Annotated in this window: 19 protein-coding genes and 1 riboswitch; of the genes, 12 read left to right on the top strand and 7 right to left on the bottom strand. The window is 67.8% G+C overall.

The features are described from left to right. Positions 1 to 41 precede the first annotated feature (41 nt). The 4 genes from C8D78_RS01205 to C8D78_RS01190 are packed head-to-tail and all read left to right on the top strand — an operon-like array spanning position 42 to position 3,299. On the top strand, positions 42 to 842 hold the full coding sequence (locus tag C8D78_RS01205) for a phosphatase PAP2 family protein (protein WP_244208179.1): 801 nt from the start codon (positions 42 to 44) through the stop codon (positions 840 to 842). Positions 843 to 845: 3 nt separating this feature from the next. Continuing rightward, on the top strand, positions 846 to 1,622 hold the full coding sequence (locus C8D78_RS01200; protein WP_120950066.1) for a DedA family protein: 777 nt from the start codon (positions 846 to 848) through the stop codon (positions 1,620 to 1,622). A gap of 5 nt (positions 1,623 to 1,627) precedes the next feature. Continuing rightward, positions 1,628 to 2,302, top strand: coding sequence for a response regulator transcription factor (locus tag C8D78_RS01195; RefSeq protein ID WP_120950065.1), 675 nt, complete (start codon positions 1,628 to 1,630; stop codon positions 2,300 to 2,302). Beyond that, on the top strand, positions 2,289 to 3,299 hold the full coding sequence (locus tag C8D78_RS01190) for a sensor histidine kinase (RefSeq protein ID WP_244208178.1): 1,011 nt from the start codon (positions 2,289 to 2,291) through the stop codon (positions 3,297 to 3,299). The genes C8D78_RS01195 and C8D78_RS01190 overlap by 14 nt, the downstream gene beginning before the upstream one ends. 154 nt (positions 3,300 to 3,453) lie before the next feature. On the opposite strand, the gene C8D78_RS01185 is transcribed toward C8D78_RS01190, so the two are convergent. Further along, a complete protein-coding gene (locus C8D78_RS01185) occupies positions 3,454 to 4,146 on the bottom strand; it encodes a C40 family peptidase (RefSeq protein WP_120950063.1) in 693 nt (230 codons plus the stop codon). A gap of 4 nt (positions 4,147 to 4,150) precedes the next feature. Further along, positions 4,151 to 4,353, bottom strand: a riboswitch (cyclic di-AMP (ydaO/yuaA leader). Positions 4,354 to 4,546: 193 nt separating this feature from the next. Here C8D78_RS01185 and C8D78_RS01180 point away from each other — a divergent pair. Next, the gene (locus tag C8D78_RS01180) at positions 4,547 to 4,801 is read left to right on the top strand and encodes a hypothetical protein (RefSeq protein ID WP_120950062.1); all 255 of its coding nucleotides are present in this window, start codon (positions 4,547 to 4,549) and stop codon (positions 4,799 to 4,801) included. A gap of 166 nt (positions 4,802 to 4,967) precedes the next feature. After that, positions 4,968 to 6,173: a cation:proton antiporter gene (locus C8D78_RS01175; RefSeq protein ID WP_120950061.1), complete on the top strand. Its 1,206-nt coding sequence runs from the start codon at positions 4,968 to 4,970 to the stop codon at positions 6,171 to 6,173. 33 nt (positions 6,174 to 6,206) lie between these two features. On the opposite strand, the gene C8D78_RS01170 is transcribed toward C8D78_RS01175, so the two are convergent. Next, the gene (locus C8D78_RS01170; RefSeq protein ID WP_120950060.1) at positions 6,207 to 6,887 is read right to left on the bottom strand and encodes a DNA alkylation repair protein; all 681 of its coding nucleotides are present in this window, start codon (positions 6,885 to 6,887) and stop codon (positions 6,207 to 6,209) included. A gap of 125 nt (positions 6,888 to 7,012) precedes the next feature. Here C8D78_RS01170 and C8D78_RS01165 point away from each other — a divergent pair, with 125 nt between their 5' ends. From C8D78_RS01165 to C8D78_RS01155, 3 genes are all read left to right on the top strand, one after another. Further along, positions 7,013 to 7,633, top strand: a complete 621-nt coding sequence (locus C8D78_RS01165) for a DUF4430 domain-containing protein (protein WP_120950059.1) — start codon at positions 7,013 to 7,015, stop codon at positions 7,631 to 7,633. Between the two features lie 299 nt (positions 7,634 to 7,932). Then, positions 7,933 to 8,754 (top strand): esterase/lipase family protein, encoded by an 822-nt coding sequence (locus tag C8D78_RS01160; RefSeq protein ID WP_244208177.1) that lies wholly within the window; start codon positions 7,933 to 7,935, stop codon positions 8,752 to 8,754. Between the two features lie 502 nt (positions 8,755 to 9,256). Further along, entirely contained in the window at positions 9,257 to 10,084 is an 828-nt protein-coding gene (locus C8D78_RS01155; RefSeq protein WP_244208176.1) for a glycoside hydrolase family 16 protein, read from the top strand. Positions 10,085 to 10,111: 27 nt separating this feature from the next. On the opposite strand, the gene C8D78_RS01150 is transcribed toward C8D78_RS01155, so the two are convergent. Further along, positions 10,112 to 10,768: an aspartate/glutamate racemase family protein gene (locus C8D78_RS01150; RefSeq protein ID WP_120950629.1), complete on the bottom strand. Its 657-nt coding sequence runs from the start codon at positions 10,766 to 10,768 to the stop codon at positions 10,112 to 10,114. 315 nt (positions 10,769 to 11,083) lie between these two features. Between C8D78_RS01150 and C8D78_RS01145 the strand changes: the two genes are divergently transcribed. Next, positions 11,084 to 11,404 carry a hypothetical protein gene (locus tag C8D78_RS01145; RefSeq protein WP_120950057.1) on the top strand — a complete coding sequence of 107 codons (321 nt, stop codon included), beginning with the start codon at positions 11,084 to 11,086 and terminating at the stop codon, positions 11,402 to 11,404. A gap of 16 nt (positions 11,405 to 11,420) precedes the next feature. Here C8D78_RS01145 and C8D78_RS01140 read toward each other — a convergent pair whose 3' ends face one another. The 4 genes from C8D78_RS01140 to C8D78_RS01125 form a co-directional block, all read right to left on the bottom strand. Continuing rightward, the gene (locus C8D78_RS01140) at positions 11,421 to 12,185 is read right to left on the bottom strand and encodes a glycoside hydrolase family 16 protein (RefSeq protein WP_120950056.1); all 765 of its coding nucleotides are present in this window, start codon (positions 12,183 to 12,185) and stop codon (positions 11,421 to 11,423) included. A gap of 93 nt (positions 12,186 to 12,278) precedes the next feature. Continuing rightward, positions 12,279 to 13,271 carry a dienelactone hydrolase family protein gene (locus C8D78_RS01135; RefSeq protein WP_120950055.1) on the bottom strand — a complete coding sequence of 331 codons (993 nt, stop codon included), beginning with the start codon at positions 13,269 to 13,271 and terminating at the stop codon, positions 12,279 to 12,281. Positions 13,272 to 13,406: 135 nt separating this feature from the next. Further along, entirely contained in the window at positions 13,407 to 14,408 is a 1,002-nt protein-coding gene (locus C8D78_RS01130; RefSeq protein WP_120950054.1) for a zinc-binding dehydrogenase, read from the bottom strand. 35 nt (positions 14,409 to 14,443) lie between these two features. Beyond that, entirely contained in the window at positions 14,444 to 15,199 is a 756-nt protein-coding gene (locus C8D78_RS01125; RefSeq protein ID WP_120950053.1) for a TetR/AcrR family transcriptional regulator, read from the bottom strand. A gap of 109 nt (positions 15,200 to 15,308) precedes the next feature. On the opposite strand from C8D78_RS01125, the gene C8D78_RS01120 reads away from it, so the two are divergent. Further along, complete coding sequence (locus C8D78_RS01120; protein ID WP_120950052.1) at positions 15,309 to 16,811, top strand: NAD(P)-binding protein; 1,503 nt, start codon at positions 15,309 to 15,311, stop codon at positions 16,809 to 16,811. Further along, positions 16,808 to 17,662 (top strand): alpha/beta fold hydrolase, encoded by an 855-nt coding sequence (locus C8D78_RS01115; protein WP_120950051.1) that lies wholly within the window; start codon positions 16,808 to 16,810, stop codon positions 17,660 to 17,662. The genes C8D78_RS01120 and C8D78_RS01115 overlap by 4 nt, the downstream gene beginning before the upstream one ends.

The raw sequence follows: 17,662 nt of genomic DNA, 5'->3' as shown, positions 1-17,662 counted from the left end.
GGTGCCGATCCGGGCGCCCTTGTCCCGAACCGGAGGATCCCATGACTGGACCCGCCCCTGTCGAACGCGATACTGCGCCTAGCAGTCCCGCCGTGCATCCCGCCGCCCTGCGCACCGCTGCGGAACCACGGCTTGCGGAACCACGGCCGTGGGCGCTCCCCCGGGTCCGCCACTGGCTGCTGCTGGGCGTCCTGCTGTCCGCAGCCGTGCTGGCCCTGGGCCTGACGGTGCAGCTGACGCCGGGATTCAGCGCCGCCGAGCTCGGTGTCGACCAGGATCTCAGCCAGCATCACGTCGCCGCCTTGACCGCCGTCACGATGGTGCTGAACGTGGTGTTTGGTCCGGTGGCCGGCGTTGCACTCATTGGCGCGGCGGCTCTTTTTATCTGGCTGTTCCGCGGCGGCCTGTTCAAGGCGATAGCGTTCGGTCTGGTGGCATCGTCCGGCTGGGTGGCCAGTGAAATCTTCAAGACCATCGTGGCCCGCCAGCGGCCCAACCCGGCATTGCTGTTCGATCCCCTGTCTCCGGAAACGGGCTCCAACAGTTTCCCAAGCGGCCATGTGTCCTTTGCGGTGGCCCTGGGATTCGCACTGTACTTCCTGGCCCGCGGCACCCGCCTGGCCAAAGTCACGGCAGTCGGCGCCGCAGTGATGGCGCTGGTCGTGGCCTGGTCACGGCTGTACATCGGCGTCCACTACCCCACCGACGTCGCGGCGTCCTTCCTCGCTGCGAGCGCAGCGGTGGTAGTCCTCACCGGGCTGTGGAACCTTGCCGCCCCGCGGTTCGCCACCCGGATTGCCCCCCGCCAGGCCACCCGGTCGCCGGGCTCCGAGAGGACATAAGAGATGCATATCGTTGACGTTTGGGCGGCCCTTCCGGCCGCGCAGTCCACCGGAACGCCGTCGCTGCTGGATCCGGCAAGCCTGCTCACAGGCCTCGGCCCGGCCGCCTTGGGCGTCATTGCGCTCATGGTCTTCATCGAATCCGGTGTTCTCTTCCCTTTCCTGCCCGGAGACTCGTTGCTGTTTACCGCGGGCCTCCTGCATCAACAACTGCAACTGACCCTGCCGGTGCTGATCGGCGTCGTCACCGCGGCAGCCATCGCCGGCGACCAGATCGGCTACATGCTGGGCCGGACCTTTGGCCGGCGATGGTTCAAGGACGATGCCCGGATCCTGAAGACGGCGCACCTGACCACCACGGAGGACTTCTTCCGGCGGCACGGCGGCGCCGCCGTCGTGCTGGCCCGTTTCGTGCCGATGGTCCGGACTTTCGCCTCGCTCAGTGCCGGGATCGCGCGCTATGAATACAAGGCCTTTGCCCTCTGGAACGTCGTCGGCGCGCTGGCCTGGGCCACCTCGGTCACGCTTCTGGGAACCTGGCTGGGTCACTTTGACATTATCGCCAAGAACATCGACGTGATCGCCGTGGCCATGGTCCTCGTCTCGGTGGTGCCGGCACTTGTGCAGTTCCTGCGGCGCCGGCGCAATACCCGCGGCGCAGCCCCACGAACCGACGCAGACACAGTCACCGGGGCAGCCACAGTCACCGGGGCAGCCAGCGACACGGCGGATCCAAGCGGCGACGGACTGCGGAGCAAGGAAATGGCCACGGAAGAATAGGTGCCATGACAACCGCTGACCGTCCGTCCCTGCTGCTCGTCGAGGACGACGCCGTGCTGGGACCGCTCATCGCCGAACTCCTGGACCCTGACTACCGCGTCCGGCTGGTCACCGACGGCCAGGATGGCCTGCATCTGGGGCTGACCGAGGCCTGGGATGTGATGGTGATCGACCGCGGGCTTCCCGTGATGGACGGCATCTCGCTCATCGCGGCGTTGCGGGCCAAAGGCATTACCGCCCCCATCCTGATCCTGACCGCGCTCGGCGATGCCCAGGAGAAAGTGCGGGGCCTGGACGCCGGTGCCAACGATTACGTGACCAAGCCGTTCGACGCCGGCGAACTGGCGGCCCGGCTGCGCGCCCTGACACGCACCTTCGCCCCGGTCCCAGCAGCGCTGACGATCGGGAACTGGGAGCTCGACCCGGCACTGCGCTCCGTCCGATCCGTGTACGGGCACTCGGTGCAACTGACCGCGAAAGAAGGCCAGCTCCTCGCGGCCCTTGCCGCGGAGCCCGGCCGGGTCTTTACCCGGGACGAACTCCTCGCCGCGCACTTCCATGCCTCCGACCAGCCAGGCGTGATCGATACCTACGTTCACCATCTGCGCCGCAAAATCTCCAAGGCAGTCATCCGCACCGTCCACGGCGTCGGCTATCAGATCGGCGATGCGCATGAGTAACGCGGGGACACTGCCCGAAAATCCGGACCACGTCACACTGCGCAAGGCCTCGCTGAAGGTCGCCCTCCGGATCAGCGCCGCGTGTGCCGTCATGGTCCTGGGGCTCCTCGCAGTCACGGCCCTGTACCTCATGAATCAGCTGTCCCATCCGGAAGTGCCGGGCCCGGCAGCGGGAACGGCCTACGCGTACCTGGATTCCAGGGATGTGCTCAAGGCCATGGTCATCGCCGGGGTTGCCGGCGTAGTACTGGCGGGCCTCGTCGGGTGGCTCAGCGCGCGCAGCGCCATCCGTCCGCTCGGCGACGCCCTGGCCCGGCAACGGCGCTTCGTCCAGGACGCCAGCCACGAATTGCGGACGCCCCTGACCATCCTGGACACCCGGATCCAGCTGGCCCAGCGCAACACCGAGCCCGGCTCCAGGCAGGCAAAGGACCTTGCCCGGATCCGGGAGGACGCCGCCACCCTGACCGGGATTGTCAACGAGCTGCTCCTCGCGGCAACCGCTGACGCCCCGGACCGCTCGGCGGCGCCCGCAGACCTCGCGGACGCCGCCGCCGGCGTCGCCGGGAGCCTCCGGCTGGTGGCGGACCAGCGGGACGTGCGCCTCGCTTTCTCCGCCGATGCCCGCCCGCTGGCACGGATCGACGCGAATGCGCTGCGCCGTGCCGTGCTGGCCCTGGCCGACAACGCCCTTGCCCACACCCCTCCAGGCGGCCGGGTCAACATCACGACGTCGGTGGAGCAGGGTCACGCGGTCATTACCGTGGCGGACACGGGTGCAGGAATCACCGGCGTCGACCAGGCCCGGATCTTTGACCGCTTCGTGCGGACTTCCGGCGCCGGCGGATCCCAGGGACAGCGGAGCTTCGGCATCGGCCTGGCCCTGGTGCGGGAGATTGCCGTCGCTGCCGGGGGCAGCGTAGAGGTGGCGTCGACCGGTCCCGAGGGGACCGTCATGAAGATGACGCTCCCGCTAGCCGGGATCGGGAATGCCTGAGAAGTCCCGTAGCCAGGCAGGGCAACCGTAAACAGGGCAACGCAGCGCTCACGCGGTGCATGAGGACAGAGAAAAGACCGGCGATCGCTTGCCCCCAAGGGAAATCGATCGCCGGTCTTTCCGGACTATCCAGGCTTCTAAGGGCCCGTTCGGCCTAGGCCCGCACGAACGTCACGCCGCCGGTCGCAGTGAGCCAGGACAGCGGGTGGACGATCGTCTGGTTCGTGCCGTTCATGCCGCCGCTGATCACCTGGCCGTTGCCGGCGTAGATGCCAACGTGCCCGGACTGGACCACCATGTCGCCGGGCTGGGGAGTCGCCACAACGGTTCCGAGGCCAAGGAAGGCCTGCGGACCGATGTCGCCGACCGGCTTGCCTGCGGCACCCAGGGCCTTTTCCACCATGGCGGTGCAGTCCTGGGTGATGCCCAGCTGGCTGTAGGCGGACGAGAGCATGATGGCGTTGCGGCCACTGGCCGGTGCCGCCGCCGGGGCGGCGGGAGCGGCCTTCACCTGCACCACTGCCTTGAGCGGTGCCTGGGGTGCAGCCGCGGGGGCGGCCGGTGCTGCGGGAGCCGCCGCTTCCGGAGCCACGGCAGCAGGCTTGGGCTGTTCGATGACCGGCGCGGCGACGGTGGCCACCGCCGGGCGGTCGAAGCTGATCTTGACGCTCGAATCGGCGCTCACCGGCGCGCTGACGAGTGTCTTGACGTCCACATTGGACGCCGGGGCGGAGTCGCGCTGCGCAGGTGCTGCTGCGGCGTTGGCCGCCATTCCGCTGGTGAGGACCAGACCGGACGCGGCGGTGAAGACGGCGGCATGGCGCGCAAAAGTACTGATTGAAGACATGAATGTAGCCTCTCCCAATGCCTGCGAGGTGAGCTGTCGGATTCGGATGGGAGTCACCCGGCCGCTCTCCCGGGCCCGTCGTTGCGGGCACCGTGCGGCTTCACCCCGAGACCTGCGTATCAGCAGGCCAAAAAGTGGTTTCCCCGTCTCTGCCGGTCGTTGATGCGAGTTACCCCGGGCCGCGGCAGAGTTAGGCAATCGGCTGGGGAGCGCCCGTATCGGAGACAACGGGCATATCTCCACGCTAACGCGAACCGGACTCCAATGTCACATTCAGATAACGGCAGATCTGGTGCCGTCCGTCAAATGCCCGGCCAAATGCCCATAGGGCGGCGCCGCATGTCGAACATAGGATGGTGCCACCAGCACCGCCGTCGAACCCTCGAACCGGAGGCCCGAAATGAACAGCCACTGTGTCGCCATCTGCCAGTTGAGCAATCAGCCCCAGGAGGATTTCGACGTAAACACCGAACTGCTCATCCTGGACGGCGGCGACGTCCATGTGTCCACCTGGGATGCGGAGCCACGGGACGGCGGCTTCGATGAGCACGTCCTGAACGATCGGGTGGACGCCCTCGGGTTCATGGTGGTCAATGACTGGGCCTTTCTGGACGGCAAGGCGTACGCGGTGGTGGAGCGGCGGCCCGCGCCCTAGGCGCACGGCGCAGTAGGCGCACAGCACAGTCGGCGCACACCACAGTAGGCGCACTTCGCGGTGGACGGGACTAGTCTCAATTCATGACGAAGGACTCGACCCACGGGGACGTCCCGGCCACGGGTGCTCCCCCGTTGCGCCAGGTGCCGGGGCGGTGCGGCGAGCCATGACGTTCCTGACCCTATCGCTGATCGCCGTCGTTGCATTGGCCGGTCCACTGCTGGCCCTGCCGGTGCGCTGGCGGCTGCCGGTGGTGCTGGGCGAACTGCTGGCAGGCATCATGATCGGCCGGTCAGGCCTGGGCCTGGTGAACCCTGCGGATCCGACGTTCGTCCTGCTGGCCAACATCGGGTTTGCGCTGATGATGTTTGTGGCCGGAACCCATGTTCCCGTCCGGGATCCGCAGATCCGGTCGGCTCTCGGCAAAGGTGCCCGCCGGGCCGCGGCGGCCGCGGCGGCAGGGGTGGCGGTCGGAACCGGCATCGGCCTGCTTTTCGGGACTGGACATGCTCCCCTTTACGTCGTGCTGTTGGCGTCCTCGTCGGCTGCCCTGGTCCTGCCGATCGTAGATTCCCTTCGCCTCGGCGGACCCGACGTCGTTTCGATGACGGCGCAGGTGGCGATCGCTGACATAGCCTGCATTGTGGCATTGCCGCTCCTGGTGGATCCGCCGCACGCCGGCCGGTCGGCCCTAACCCTACTCATCGTGATGGGCTGCGCTCTGGGGCTTTTTCTCGTGCTGCGCTGGCTGGATGGAACAGGAATCCGAGGGCGCGTGCACCGGCTCTCGGAAAACCGCAAGTTCGCGCTGGAGCTGAGATTACAACTGGCGGTCCTTTTTGCCCTTGCCGGTGTGGCGACTTTCGGCAACATTTCCGTGATGATGGCGGGCTTTTCCTTCGGCTTGGTAGTGGCAGCCGTCGGCGAGCCGCGGCGGCTGGCCCGGCAGCTGTTTGCCCTCAGCGACGGCTTCCTTAGCCCGCTGTTCTTCGTCTGGCTGGGCGCCTCCCTCACACTCAAGGACCTGGCCGGGCATCCGGACATGATTGCGCTCGGAGTGGCCCTGGGAGTAGGGACGCTGCTGACGCACTCCGGTTTGGCATTCCTGGGGCTCCCGCTGCCGCTCGGCGTGTTGTCAGCGGCCCAACTCGGTGTCCCGGTGGCGGCCGCGAGCATCGGCACGCAGCTTGAGGTCCTGCTCCCCGGCGAGGCAGCAGCCCTGCTGATGGGCGCGCTGATCACCATCGCCGCAAGCGCGGTGGCCGGATCACGGGCGGCAAAGAGGTTCGCGCTACCCGCGGAGGCCCGCGGAAAATCCGGCGGAGCCGGCAGCGCGGTCGGCCAGGGCGACCCGGGCGACCCAAAAGGCTGAACGAGGGCGCGCCGGCACCGCGGCGTGGGATCATCACCCTCCGACGGACGTGAACTGCAGCTCGGGCCTCTTTTTCGCCGTGTCCGCCAGAACCCTGGAGACTGCCTCCCGGACCACTGCGGCGTCGGAGTCAGGGGCGGACCGCCCGGAAAGATCCCCGGACACGGAACCGGCGTGGCGGACGAACCTGTCCCAGTCCCCGCGGCCGGCGCGCAGGGCCAGCAGCGGCGAGAGCAGCGCGGCCCGGCGCAACCAGGGATCGGGGTCACGCATCCACCGGTCCAGGACGCTGTCCGCCCGCAGCCTGGCCAGAAGGTCGAGTCCGTCCAGGAGGGGCCCGACGACCTCGACGGCGAGCGGATCCACGAGGTCACGCGCCCGCGCCTCCCGGATGAAGCCCTCCAGCCGGGTGAGGTCGGAGTTGGTCAACAGTGTCACATTGGCCTGCAGCAGCACCGCGGCCGCCAGGCGCCGTTCGAAAACCGGCACACTCCACAGTTCCGAGCTGAGCGCCGTGATCTCATCATGGGACAGCCCCGGATAGCGGCGCCCGGCATTGCGGACGGTTCCGCGGACGGCGCCCACGGAGGCGCCGTAGAAGCGCAGGCCGTCCGCCCCGGGTTCCTTTCCCAGCCGCGACCGCAGCTCCTCGGCACGGCTCCAGGAACTCTCCCGCTGCAGCGCGGCGTCGATGAATTCGCCAGCATCACTCACGCGTCCATTCTTTCCCGGCGCGGCCCGTAGCGGAAACGCGGCGCATGTCCGCCCGGAGAGTCCCGCGCGCCCCTTCTGCCTAGACTGTTAGGGCAAGCCTCCGATCGAAAGCGGTTAACGCAACCATGCACACCAAACTGGCACTCGCCGTCGCACTGTCCGCCATGACGATGGGGGTCGCCGCCTGCGCCGCCCCCGCGCCGTCCACTGCGACGTCGGCCGGAGGGCCGTCGCCCGAGCCCACCGGGACGTCGTCGGCACCCGCCGCGGATTTTGCACTGGACATCGCGGGAGCGCCCGGCCGGATCGCGCAGGCAGGCCTCTCGGTGCTGACCGCCGAGGGCAACGTGGACCACTACCACGCCCATCTGGACGTGCTCAAGGACGGCAAGCCTGTTCCGGTGCCCGCCAATATCGGCATTACGGCAGGCCCGGACAACAGGGCCAACGGCATCTCAGCCCTGCACACGCACGACACCACCGGCGTGATCCACATCGAGTCCCCCACGGCCGGTCAGGTCTTCACGCTCGGGCAGCTCCTGACTGAATGGGGCGTCCTCGGCGGCAGCGGTGCCGCCGGCACCGGGACCGGTTCCCTGGACGGCTGGACCCTTTACGTGAACGGCCAGAAGCACGACGCCGGCATCCGGGACCTCCCGCTGAAGGGGCACGACGAGATCGTCCTGTCTTACGGCGCCGCTCCGGCAACGATCCCGGCCGCCTACGACTTCCCCGCCGGCGAATAGGGCACCTAAACGTTCCGGGCCAGCACCCGGCCCTCGCAGGCATCCAACTGCACGAACGTGCAACGAGGTGACGAGCAACGCCTAAAAGTCGCCGACGAGCGAGAAAGCGGTGCACAAACGTTCAGAACTACCGGGGCCCGCGGATGCCTTTCCTAGCATGAAGTGATAGAAGTGAGCCGGATCACAGCGGGGAGTGATCCCCTACCTCGCTTCTTTCCATGCAGACCGTCATTGCCGACGCGTCCAAACGAAGAGGTATTTCCGTGCCCCATCTGATCAAACCCGCAATCCTTGCGACTATGGCACTGCTCTGCGCATCCATGGCCGCCGCCCCGGCAACCCAGGCCGCCACCGTCGACGTCTCGCCTCCCGGGGCAAACGACTGGTCCTGCAAGCCCTCTGCGGCCCACCCCTACCCTGTGGTCCTGGTTCCGGGAACGTTCGAGAACATGGCGAAGAACTGGGCCACCATGGCGCCGGCACTGAAGAACCAGGGCTACTGCGTCTACGCGCTGAACTACGGCGCGACCAACGGCGTCGACGCCACGGGCCCGGTCGCCGACTCCGCCCGGCAGCTCGCCCCGTTTGTGGATGCCGTACTGGCCTCGACAGGGGCAAAGAAGGTCGACCTGGTCGGCCACAGCCAGGGCGGCATGATGCCGCGCTACTACATGGGATTCCTCAATGGCGCCAAGAAGGTAAACCAGCTGATCGGCATCGCTCCGTCCAACCACGGCACCCGCGGACTGATCGTCCCCTCACCCGGCTACGTCCCGCCCGCCACCTCCGTGGGCGGTTCCAACTGCCAGGCCTGCTCGGACCAGCAGGCGGGTTCGCCCTTCCTCGCCGAGCTCAACTCCATCGGGGATACTGTTCCCGGGCCCGCGTACACGGTCATCTCCACCACGCATGACGAGGTGGTGACGCCTTACCAAAGCCAGTTCCTCGCCGGCTCGCCCCAGCAGGTCACGAACATCACCATCCAGGACAAGTGCCCCGCTGACGTGATCGATCATGATCAGACTCCAAACGACCCCGTCGTCCAGCGACTCGTCTCCGACGCGCTGGCTCAAGGGTCCGGGCGCCCCGCCGACGCCGCGTACCAACCCGCCTGCGTGTAACGGCAACTCAAAAAAGAATTCCGGGCCCACGCCGAATCAGGCGTGGGCCCGCCTATTGCCCGGGTTGCAGCCAAAGGTAACGCTCAAGTAACGTTGGCCGCTGGCCGTGAATGGCCGGCCCCAATGCAGGGCCCCGGGCCGCCCGTATTCCGGGCCTGGTTGCGCCGTTCGGCGTCTGCTCGCCCATGCCCTTCCGGCAGGGGCCGGATGAAGCTTCCCGCACTCGCCGCCGCACTGGAAACGACGGTGGAGCGTGCCAGTCACTGCCCGGAGGGGTCCGTTGTTTAAGCAAACACCGTTAGAGCAAGCACGTTTCAAGCAGGCACCTTTCAATAAGATAGCCATCGCGCTGGCCCTGGGCGCAGTGACCCTGACCGGGTGCAGCGCAGCTTCCATGACGGAAACTGCGGCCACATCCGCGGCCAGCCCGGTCTCACGCCCCGCCGCGGCCCCTACCTTTCCGGCTTCAACTGCACTCACTGCGCCCAAGGCTGCGGCCAGCGTGTCCGCCCCCAAGGCGGTCGCGGGGACAGCTTCCGCGGCTGCGAATCACCGAGCCGCCCCGTCAGGGACCGCCGCGGCTGTCGTTCCGGCTCCGGCCAGCCGCGCGCGGGCTGCATCCCTGAAGGGTCCGGCGTCGGCTGCTCCCGTTACCGCTCAGGCCCCCGTCGCGGCGACCGATGGCGTGCAGGCCGCGACCGCCCGCGGCTGGGGGGCGGTTGTTGCGGGCGACGAGTTCTCCAACACCGGCGCCCCGAACTCCACCAAGTGGAGCGTCTTCAAGGGCGCAGGGCACGCCGGCAAGGGGGTGCGGAGTCCGCAGGCGTGGTCAGTTGCCAATGGTGTGGCCACGGTCAAAGGCGACTCGGCGGGCACCACGGGCGGCATGTCCGCCAAATTTGCGCAACAGAAATATGGCAAGTGGGAAGCACGGATGCGGACCAACGCCCGGGACCCGAAGTACCACCCCGTGATGATCCTGTGGCCCAATAACAACACCTCCCCCAACTGCGCCGAGATCGACTATGCCGAGGGCACCACTAACACTGCCCAGATTAAGTTCTTCCTGCACTATGGCTGCGGCGGCTCGAACTTCCAGACAACGGCGGCCAAGACCATCGACACCACGCTCTGGCACAACTACGCAGTGGAATGGACTCCGGCCGGCATCACCGGATACATCGACGGCGTGAAGACTTTCTCCGACACCAACCTGGCACACCTGCCCTCTGTGGGCATGCACCAGACGCTGCAGCTGGACTGGTTCCCGGACGGATCGGCCACCAAGCCTTCCCAGATGCAGGTCGACTGGGTCCGCGTCTACAAGTAGGCGCCTCTAAGCGGGCTCTACCCGGGCTCAAACCTGCTGCAGTTCGCGGGAAACCACCGCCGAGACGATCATGGAGCCTGCTGCCGTCACGGCGTCGATGACGGGCACCCCGAGCCGGCGGCGGAGCACCCCCGCCATGCCGATGCTGCTCAGGCCCGTGCTGGCCTGGACGATCACGTCGGCGCCGGCATCAACAAGCATGTGGGCCGCGGCGAGAGCCTCGAAGATCCCGGCGGGCATGAGGAAGGCGTCGGGCGTTTCGACCTGCCCAAGTGCACCGTCGATGAGCAGCATGCGTTCGCCCAGGGATTCCGCGATCGGGCCCGGTACATGGGATCCGAGCCCCAGGACACCAATTCTGCCGCCAAAGGTCAGTGCCGCAGCCGCGGCTGCCGAGCCCGCGCCGATCACCGGGATGTCCACGGCTGCCCGGGTTGCGGCAAGTCCGGGGTCGGACGCGCAACTAATGATCAGGGCATCGGCGTCGCCGGCCATTTCCCGGGCCAGATGAACCACTTTGGGTGCCGCAGACTCCAGCGACGCCTGATCGTAGACGCCGGACGGCTGGTCCGGAATGCAGCGGGAGGTGACGGTGAAGCCAAATGCCTCCTGCAGGAGTTTCCCGTGGGCGTTGAGCAGGCGGCGGTCCGACGTCGTCATCACCCGGATCAGTCCAACTCGCATGATGTACAACCTTTCCGAACGGATTCGATGGGGCGAGGCTACCCGGGGAGTATTTCCATGTCTTTTCCGGAAGATGACCAACGCAAGCACTGCGGTGCTGTTGTGATGACGACGGAAGGGGACATCCACCGCATCGACGCCGCGACCTGCGCATCACCTTGGGAAAAACTTCGCATCCCTTCAGGTTGGCGGCCCGGCCCCGATATATGGTGTGAGTCGGTGGTCCGCCTTTGGATCCGGGGCCGCACCCGGGATGGGGGGAAGGCGGAAGACCGGTTCCGGGCTCAGCCGGAACTATGATCAAAGGAATAGCCCATGTCGGTGGAGCCATCGTCCGTTCCTGGACACCCCCAGGAACATGATTCCGTTGACTTGGCATCCGGCGCGAAACGTGCCGCTGCTGCCGTCGGAATCCGCAATCAAGTCGCCAGAATCATCGAAGCCGTCCTCGCCGACGCCGAGCCGGAACATGAGCACGCCCGGGAAATGCTTCGCCGCCAGCTAGCGGTATATCCCGATCAGCCCGAAAGGGCCCTGGCGGAGCACCTCGCGGCGTTGAAAGCTGCAACGGCCCCCGCCGAGGGGACGTTTGAAGCGATCAACTGGGTCGAACGGGACCGCGCCGCGGGAGAGTAGCCGTGGCCCGGGTCCTTCACCGATAGACGCGGATCCAGTCGACCTGCATCTGGCTGGGTTTGGTGTGGGCCCCGGTGGGGAACCAGTCCAGCTGGACCGTCTGATGCATTCCCACCGTGGGCTGATGCGCCGGGCTGGAATCCGAAAACCACACCATCCCGTCGAGGTATCCGACGATCCCTGCGGGGGTCCACTCGACTGCATAGTTGTGCCATTGCCTCGTGTCGATCCGCCGTGCGGCCCGCGCTTGGAAGTTCGGGCCGTGGCAGGCATGGTGCAGGTTGAACTTGATCTGGGTGGTGTCCGCAGTGCCTTCCGCGTAGTCCACCTCGGCGCAGGTGGGCGATTTGTTGTTGTTGGGCCACAGGAGCAGGACGGGGTGATATTGCGAATCCCGCGCACTGGTTCTCATCCGCGCCTCCCAGCGCCCGTACTTCCGGTTGGCAAATCTGGCCGACATGCCGCCCGTGGTACCCGCCGCGTTCCCGCTGACCGTCACCACGCCTCCGCCGACCACCAGCGCGCCCGGACTCCGGATCCCCTTGCCCGCATGCCCCGGGCCGTCGAAGACGTTCCATTTCGCGGGGTCAGGCCGGCCGGCATAATTGAACTCATCCCCTGCAAGGACCGGTCCCCATCCGCGGACGACGGCGGCTTGGGTGCTGTACGCCACGGCGGCCAGGACGGACTGCCGTTCGGGGGCGGGGGCGGCGGCACACCCGGTGAGGACCAAAGTTCCGGCCGCGGCCAATGCCGCCGCCGTACGCATGGCAAACATCATGACTCCTGCCTTTCACAGCTAGAGCTTGGGTGCGGAAGTGGCGGCGCAAGCTGCCCGCCGCATCGGGCGGCTGTGGGCCGTGGCCCCCGGCTCTCAGACATACCTGCCGAACCAGGCCAAGGTGTCGTTCCACGCGGCCGTGGCCTGCTCCTGGTTGTAACGCTCCCCCGTGTCATTGTGGAACGCGTGGTCCACGCCGGGATAGACCTTGAGCTCGTGCCGGACGCTGGTTCCGGCCAAGGCATCCCGGAGTGCCGGCATGGCGCCGGTGATCCGCTGGTCCAGTTCTGCGTAGACGCCAAAGACTGCGGCCTTGATGGCTGACAGCTTGTCCAGATCCGGCGCGGGTCCATAAAACGCGGAGGTTGCCTTCAGCCCCGGGAGGGCCGTCGCGGCCTGCCAGGTGATGCCGCCGCCAAAGCAGAAGCCGTTCATGGCGATCCGCCCGTGGTCAACAAAGCCCTGGGCGTTCAGGTAATCGAATCCTGCGGCAAAATCGGCCACATGGCGCCGGGCTCCGGCCTTGGTCAGGGCCCCGGGCACGGCATCCGGGTCCATGCCCGCCGTTCCGCCTTCCCGGCTGAGCAGGTCCGGGGCCAATGCCGCGTACCCGGCTTTGGCGAAGCGGCGGGCCACATCCTGGATATGTGGGGTCAGCCCGCGGTTCTCATGACAGATGAGCACGGCGGGTCCGGGTCCGCCATGCTCCGGCCGGGCCAGATAGCCGCTGATGCCGGTGCCGCCTGCCGGGAAACGGATGACCGCCGTCGTGAGTCCGGCCGCGCCCTCGGGGACCGAGAGCGGGCTCTTGGCCCCCGGAACGGCGCCCGCAGGCGAGCCACCGGCCGGCGCGCTGCCCGCAGCTGATCCTGAAGACGACGGGACCGGCGCCGGCATGGGGTCGGTGCCTCGGGGAACCTCCTCGGGGGTGCATCCAACCAGGAGCATCGCCGCCGAGGCCGCCGTCATGCTGCCCGTGATGAACGCCACCCGGCGAGTGAACGTTTGGCGGCTCATGGCGCCGGAGCGGTAATCGTCGAAGAATTCCTCAATCAGATACTTCTCAAACTTGCCAAGCTGGATCATGACCGGCCTCCTGCATGTGCCGATCATCCTCCTCCGATGGATGCCTCCCGGCAAGGGTGCGGCAAGCCGGAGCCCGACGCCACCCGGTTCGGCCAACCGGGCCCGCAGGACCGGCCGGCCGAGTGGCGGGGCCTGCTACGGCTTGAGCACGATCCGGATCGGATCGCCCTCCTTCTCGCTGAGCATCCGCACCGCTTCGGCCGCCTCGGCCAGCGGCATCACGCGGCTGACCGAGCGCGAGAACTCGATGCGGCCCAGCTCATAGAGCGCGACGAGATCGGTCACGTCCGTGGGAGCGGAGCCGTAATGGCCCAGGATCTGCTGCCTCAGGTAGCTGAAAAGGGTCCCGTTGCTGATGTGCAGCGGCTGATCCGTCAGACCCACGAGCACCATCTTGCCGCCGGCACCCAAGGACCTCGCAGCCTGTTCCCGCGCCGCCGGCACCCCGGCGAAGTCGAACGCCGTGGCGAGCCCCCGGCCCCGCGTCGCCACTTTCATGGCGGCGGCAAATCCGGCATCGCCGGGGTCGAGCGCGACGTCGGCACCGAATGCCAGAGCGCGGCCACGGGCCGCTTCGAGCGGGTCGACGGCGATGATGGGCGCGGCGCCCACGAGCCGGAGCAGCTGCACGGCATGGGCACCGAGGCCACCCACGCCCCAGATTCCGGCGGACTTGCCCGGCTGGGCCCCGGCGGTCGAGGTGATGGCCGCCCAGGGGGTCGAGACAGCGTCGGGGATGAAGCAGGCCTGTTCGAAGGGAAGACTGTCCGGCAGCGGAACAACCGTGCCGGCCGAGGCCACCGCGTACTGGGCCCAGCCGCCGTCGTAGTCCACGCCGCGGGTCAGGACGGTGCCGTCCCGCTCCTCGCCGGCCTGCAGGAGGACCCGCTGGCCGAGCCGCAGTCCCTCGACGCCGTCGCCGAGCTGATCGATCACGCCTGCCACTTCGTGCCCGAGCGTCACGGTATCGCCGCTGAGATAGAGCGGCTTCAGCATTCCTTCGATGAGGTGGACGTCAGAGAGGCAGACGCCGGCCGCGGCGACGGCGATCCGGATCTGGCCGGGACCCGCGACCGGGTCCGGCACCTCCTCGACCGCGAACGCGGCGGTCCTAACGTTAAGTCGGCCTGCGAGCATGATTTCTCCTTCGAAGTGGGCTGTGCGTGGGACCGTCAAAGGCCGGGCGGCATCGCTCCATAGATGCTGGTGAGCCAAATGTGGAGCAAGGTCTCGACGATGTCATCGACGGCATCATCGACGGCGCTCGGAAGGGCCGCCGCCGACCGTGCGGGCCCCGCCGGATCCGGTCCTGCCGGATCGAGCCCGGTCAGGGCCGCCGTGATCACCCGTTCGTTGAGCAGGTTGAGCGCGCTGGCCAGCAGCCGCGGCTCCGGGCCGGCCGGCGACGCGCCGCGGTCGCGTTCGGCCCGGATCGCGGCCGCCGTGGCGTCGATCCAGCGGTTGGTCAGGGTGGCCCACTCGGCGGCAAGTTCGGGTTCCGAGGACCGCGCCGCCGCGGCAGCCACTGAAACGCCCCGATGCGCCGCGAAGGTCCCGACGAAGGCCTCGATGGCCCTGCGCCAGGCGGCCGACGGCGCCGTGGAGAGATCTTTGAATACATCAGCCGTCCGCTTTTCGGCCTCGTGCGCCACCTGGTCGAGGAGCGCCAGCAGCACAGCCTGCTTCGAAGCGAAGTAGAAGTAGAACGTCGGCCGCGAGATGCCGGCACCCCGCGCGAGCTCATCGATCGTGACGTCGGCAAAGTCCTTTCCACCGAGCAGTCGCTCCGCGGCGACCAGAATGGCCCGCTGGCGTTCGTCGCCGGAAAGTCTGGCGGCCCGACGCCCCCGGTTGGGGACTACTTGAGCGGCGGCACCGGGCACCGGGCCGCCGGCCGGTGCACTTTCTGCCGCGGACGGTGGGTTCATGGCGTCAGCGTAGCACCCTCTCAACAGGGTGTTGACTACATCAACACCCTGTTCGTAGACTGCGGGAACCGGGTGGGCACTTGCCGCCCCGCAACGATCAGGGAGCACGATCATCGCCGAACATCTCGACGTCCTCATTGTCGGAGCCGGCCTCTCCGGCATCGGCGCGGCCTGCCGGCTGACGACGGCCTTCCCCGCCAAATCGATCGCCATCCTGGAGGCCCGCGAATCCAGCGGCGGCACGTGGGATCTGTTCCGCTATCCGGGGGTCCGGTCCGATAGCGACATGTTCACGCTCGGCTATTCGTTCCGGCCGTGGGAAACGTCCACGTCGATCGCTCCGGGAGCGTCAATCCTTCAGTATGTGCGTGAGACCGCCTCCGCCTACGGCGTTGACCGCGCGATCCGCTACGGGCACCGAGTGGTGAGCGCCGTTTGGTCCTCGGAAACCTCGCTCTGGACGGTCGAGGTCATCCGGGGCACGGACGTTCCGGTGACGTTCACGTGTTCTTTTCTCTTCATCTGCTCCGGCTACTACCGCTACGACGAGGGCTACAGCCCGGTGTTCCCCGGCCAGGACAGCTTCGCCGGCCGGATCATCCACCCGCAGCACTGGCCTGCGGACTTCGATGCGGGCGGCAAGCGGATTGTCGTGATCGGCAGCGGTGCCACCGCCGTGACACTGGTTCCCGCACTGGCCTCCACCGCACAGCACGTCACCATGTTGCAGCGCTCCCCAGGCTACGTCGCGGTCCTCCCGGATACCGACGACGGCTTCGACACCCTCGTCTCGCGGCACGTCCCCCGGCGACTGGCGGCCGTCGTCTCCCGATGGAAGGGGATCGCGCGGGCACTGCTGAGCTACCAGATCAGCAGGCGGAGTCCGGAGAAGATGAAGAGCATCCTCCGGCACCAGGTGAAGAAGCGCCTCCCCGAGGGATACGACGTCGACAAGCACTTTCAGCCAAAGTACAACCCCTGGGACGAGCGTCTGTGCATCGTGCCGAACGGCGACCTCTTCAAGGCGATCCGCTCGGGCAGCGCCGACGTCGTGACCGACACGATCGTCACCCTGACGCCGTCGGGTGTCCGCCTGGCGTCCGGCACCGAGCTGGCCGCCGACGCCGTGGTGACGGCCACCGGCCTGAATCTGCTGCTCTTCGGCGGCATGACCCTGAGCATCGACGGCGTCCCGGTCGACCCGTCGGAGAAGGTCACGTATCAGGGCATGATGCTGGCGGGCGTGCCGAACCTGGCCTTTGCGATCGGCTACACGAATGCGTCCTGGACGCTCAAGATCGATCTCGTGGTGCACTATGTGGCCCGGATCCTGCGCCACCTGGACCGGAGCCGCCACACCACGGTGACGCCGGTGGCGCCGGCCGACGTCGGCGAACTGAGGCCGCTGATCGATCTGACCTCCGGCTACATCCGCCGCGGCATCGACCAGATGCCCAAGCAGGGCGGCCATACCCCGTGGCGGCTGCACCAGAACTATCCCCGCGACGTCGCGATGTTCCGGCTCGGCAGGCTCCTGGGCAACGGCCTGCGCTTCAGCGGACGGTCCACCACATCCCGCTCGAACAAACCGGAACGGCTGGCGGCCTCATGAACGCGAACCGGGTACTGGCAGCACCACAAACCGTCACTGTGGACGGCCGTCCGGCCCGCTACCGGGACACCGGCACCGGGTCTCCGGTCCTCCTGCTGCACGGCATCGGCCGGAGCCTGGCCGACTGGGACGTTCAGCACCGTTTGCTGGACACCAGCCATCGGGTCATTAGTGTGGATCTCGCCGGATTCGGCGGCTCGGCCGCACTGTCCGGACGGCACACCCTCGATGCCCTGGCCGCGTGGGTCTCCCGGTTCCTGGATGCCGTGGACACCCGGGGCGACTTGGGTGCCGTCGACGTCGTCGGCAACTCGCTCGGCGGTGCCGTCGCGATGCGTTTGTCCGTGCTGCGGCCGGATCAGGTGCGTCGCCTCGTACTGATCAACAGTGCCGGATTTGGCGCCACCGTGGCTCCGGCGCTGCGCCTGATCGCGCTGCCTGTGGTGGGAAGGGTCCTCTTGCGGCCGACCCCCAAGGCCGCCTACCAGACGGAGCGTGCGCTCTTCGTCGACCGGTCCTTCGTCTCCCGGGAGCGGATGGCTGCGAGCGTGGCCCGCGGCTCGCAGCGGGGAGCCATGCGGGCTTTCCGCGAGGTGGCCCACGACCTTGGGACCTTCAGGGGGATCCGTCCGGGGTGGCGGTCCCGCCTGCTCGCCGGCATTGCCGCAGCGGGCAAACCGGTGATGGTGCTGTGGGGCGATTCGGACCTCATCCTGCCGGCCGGTCACCTGGCGGAGGCGCGCCGGCTGCTGCCCGGCGCCACGACTCATCTTTTCGAGCAGACCGGACACATGCCGCACCTTGAACGGGCCGGCGAGACGGCCGAACTGATTCGGGAATTCCTGCGCTGA

Origin of the sequence: Arthrobacter oryzae, assembly GCF_003634095.1 — a bacterium.
Taxonomy (GTDB): domain Bacteria; phylum Actinomycetota; class Actinomycetes; order Actinomycetales; family Micrococcaceae; genus Arthrobacter; species Arthrobacter oryzae.
Note: the sequence above shows the minus strand (reverse complement) of the source record. Positions and strands in the feature narration are given on the sequence as shown.

Bases quoted from the DNA above. Each gene is read 5' to 3' on its own strand.
- C8D78_RS01205 (WP_244208179.1), top strand. From the start codon at position 42: ATGACTGGACCCGCCCCTGTCGAACGCGATACTGCGCCTAGCAGTCCC.
- C8D78_RS01200 (WP_120950066.1), top strand. From the start codon at position 846: ATGCATATCGTTGACGTTTGGGCGGCCCTTCCGGCCGCGCAGTCCACC.
- C8D78_RS01195 (WP_120950065.1), top strand. From the start codon at position 1,628: ATGACAACCGCTGACCGTCCGTCCCTGCTGCTCGTCGAGGACGACGCC.
- C8D78_RS01190 (WP_244208178.1), top strand. From the start codon at position 2,289: ATGCGCATGAGTAACGCGGGGACACTGCCCGAAAATCCGGACCACGTC.
- C8D78_RS01185 (WP_120950063.1), bottom strand. From the start codon at position 4,146: ATGTCTTCAATCAGTACTTTTGCGCGCCATGCCGCCGTCTTCACCGCC.
- C8D78_RS01180 (WP_120950062.1), top strand. From the start codon at position 4,547: ATGAACAGCCACTGTGTCGCCATCTGCCAGTTGAGCAATCAGCCCCAG.
- C8D78_RS01175 (WP_120950061.1), top strand. From the start codon at position 4,968: ATGACGTTCCTGACCCTATCGCTGATCGCCGTCGTTGCATTGGCCGGT.
- C8D78_RS01165 (WP_120950059.1), top strand. From the start codon at position 7,013: ATGCACACCAAACTGGCACTCGCCGTCGCACTGTCCGCCATGACGATG.
- C8D78_RS01160 (WP_244208177.1), top strand. From the start codon at position 7,933: ATGGCACTGCTCTGCGCATCCATGGCCGCCGCCCCGGCAACCCAGGCC.
- C8D78_RS01150 (WP_120950629.1), bottom strand. From the start codon at position 10,768: ATGCGAGTTGGACTGATCCGGGTGATGACGACGTCGGACCGCCGCCTG.
- C8D78_RS01145 (WP_120950057.1), top strand. From the start codon at position 11,084: ATGTCGGTGGAGCCATCGTCCGTTCCTGGACACCCCCAGGAACATGAT.
- C8D78_RS01140 (WP_120950056.1), bottom strand. From the start codon at position 12,185: ATGATGTTTGCCATGCGTACGGCGGCGGCATTGGCCGCGGCCGGAACT.
- C8D78_RS01135 (WP_120950055.1), bottom strand. From the start codon at position 13,271: ATGATCCAGCTTGGCAAGTTTGAGAAGTATCTGATTGAGGAATTCTTC.
- C8D78_RS01130 (WP_120950054.1), bottom strand. From the start codon at position 14,408: ATGCTCGCAGGCCGACTTAACGTTAGGACCGCCGCGTTCGCGGTCGAG.
- C8D78_RS01125 (WP_120950053.1), bottom strand. From the start codon at position 15,199: ATGAACCCACCGTCCGCGGCAGAAAGTGCACCGGCCGGCGGCCCGGTG.
- C8D78_RS01115 (WP_120950051.1), top strand. From the start codon at position 16,808: ATGAACGCGAACCGGGTACTGGCAGCACCACAAACCGTCACTGTGGAC.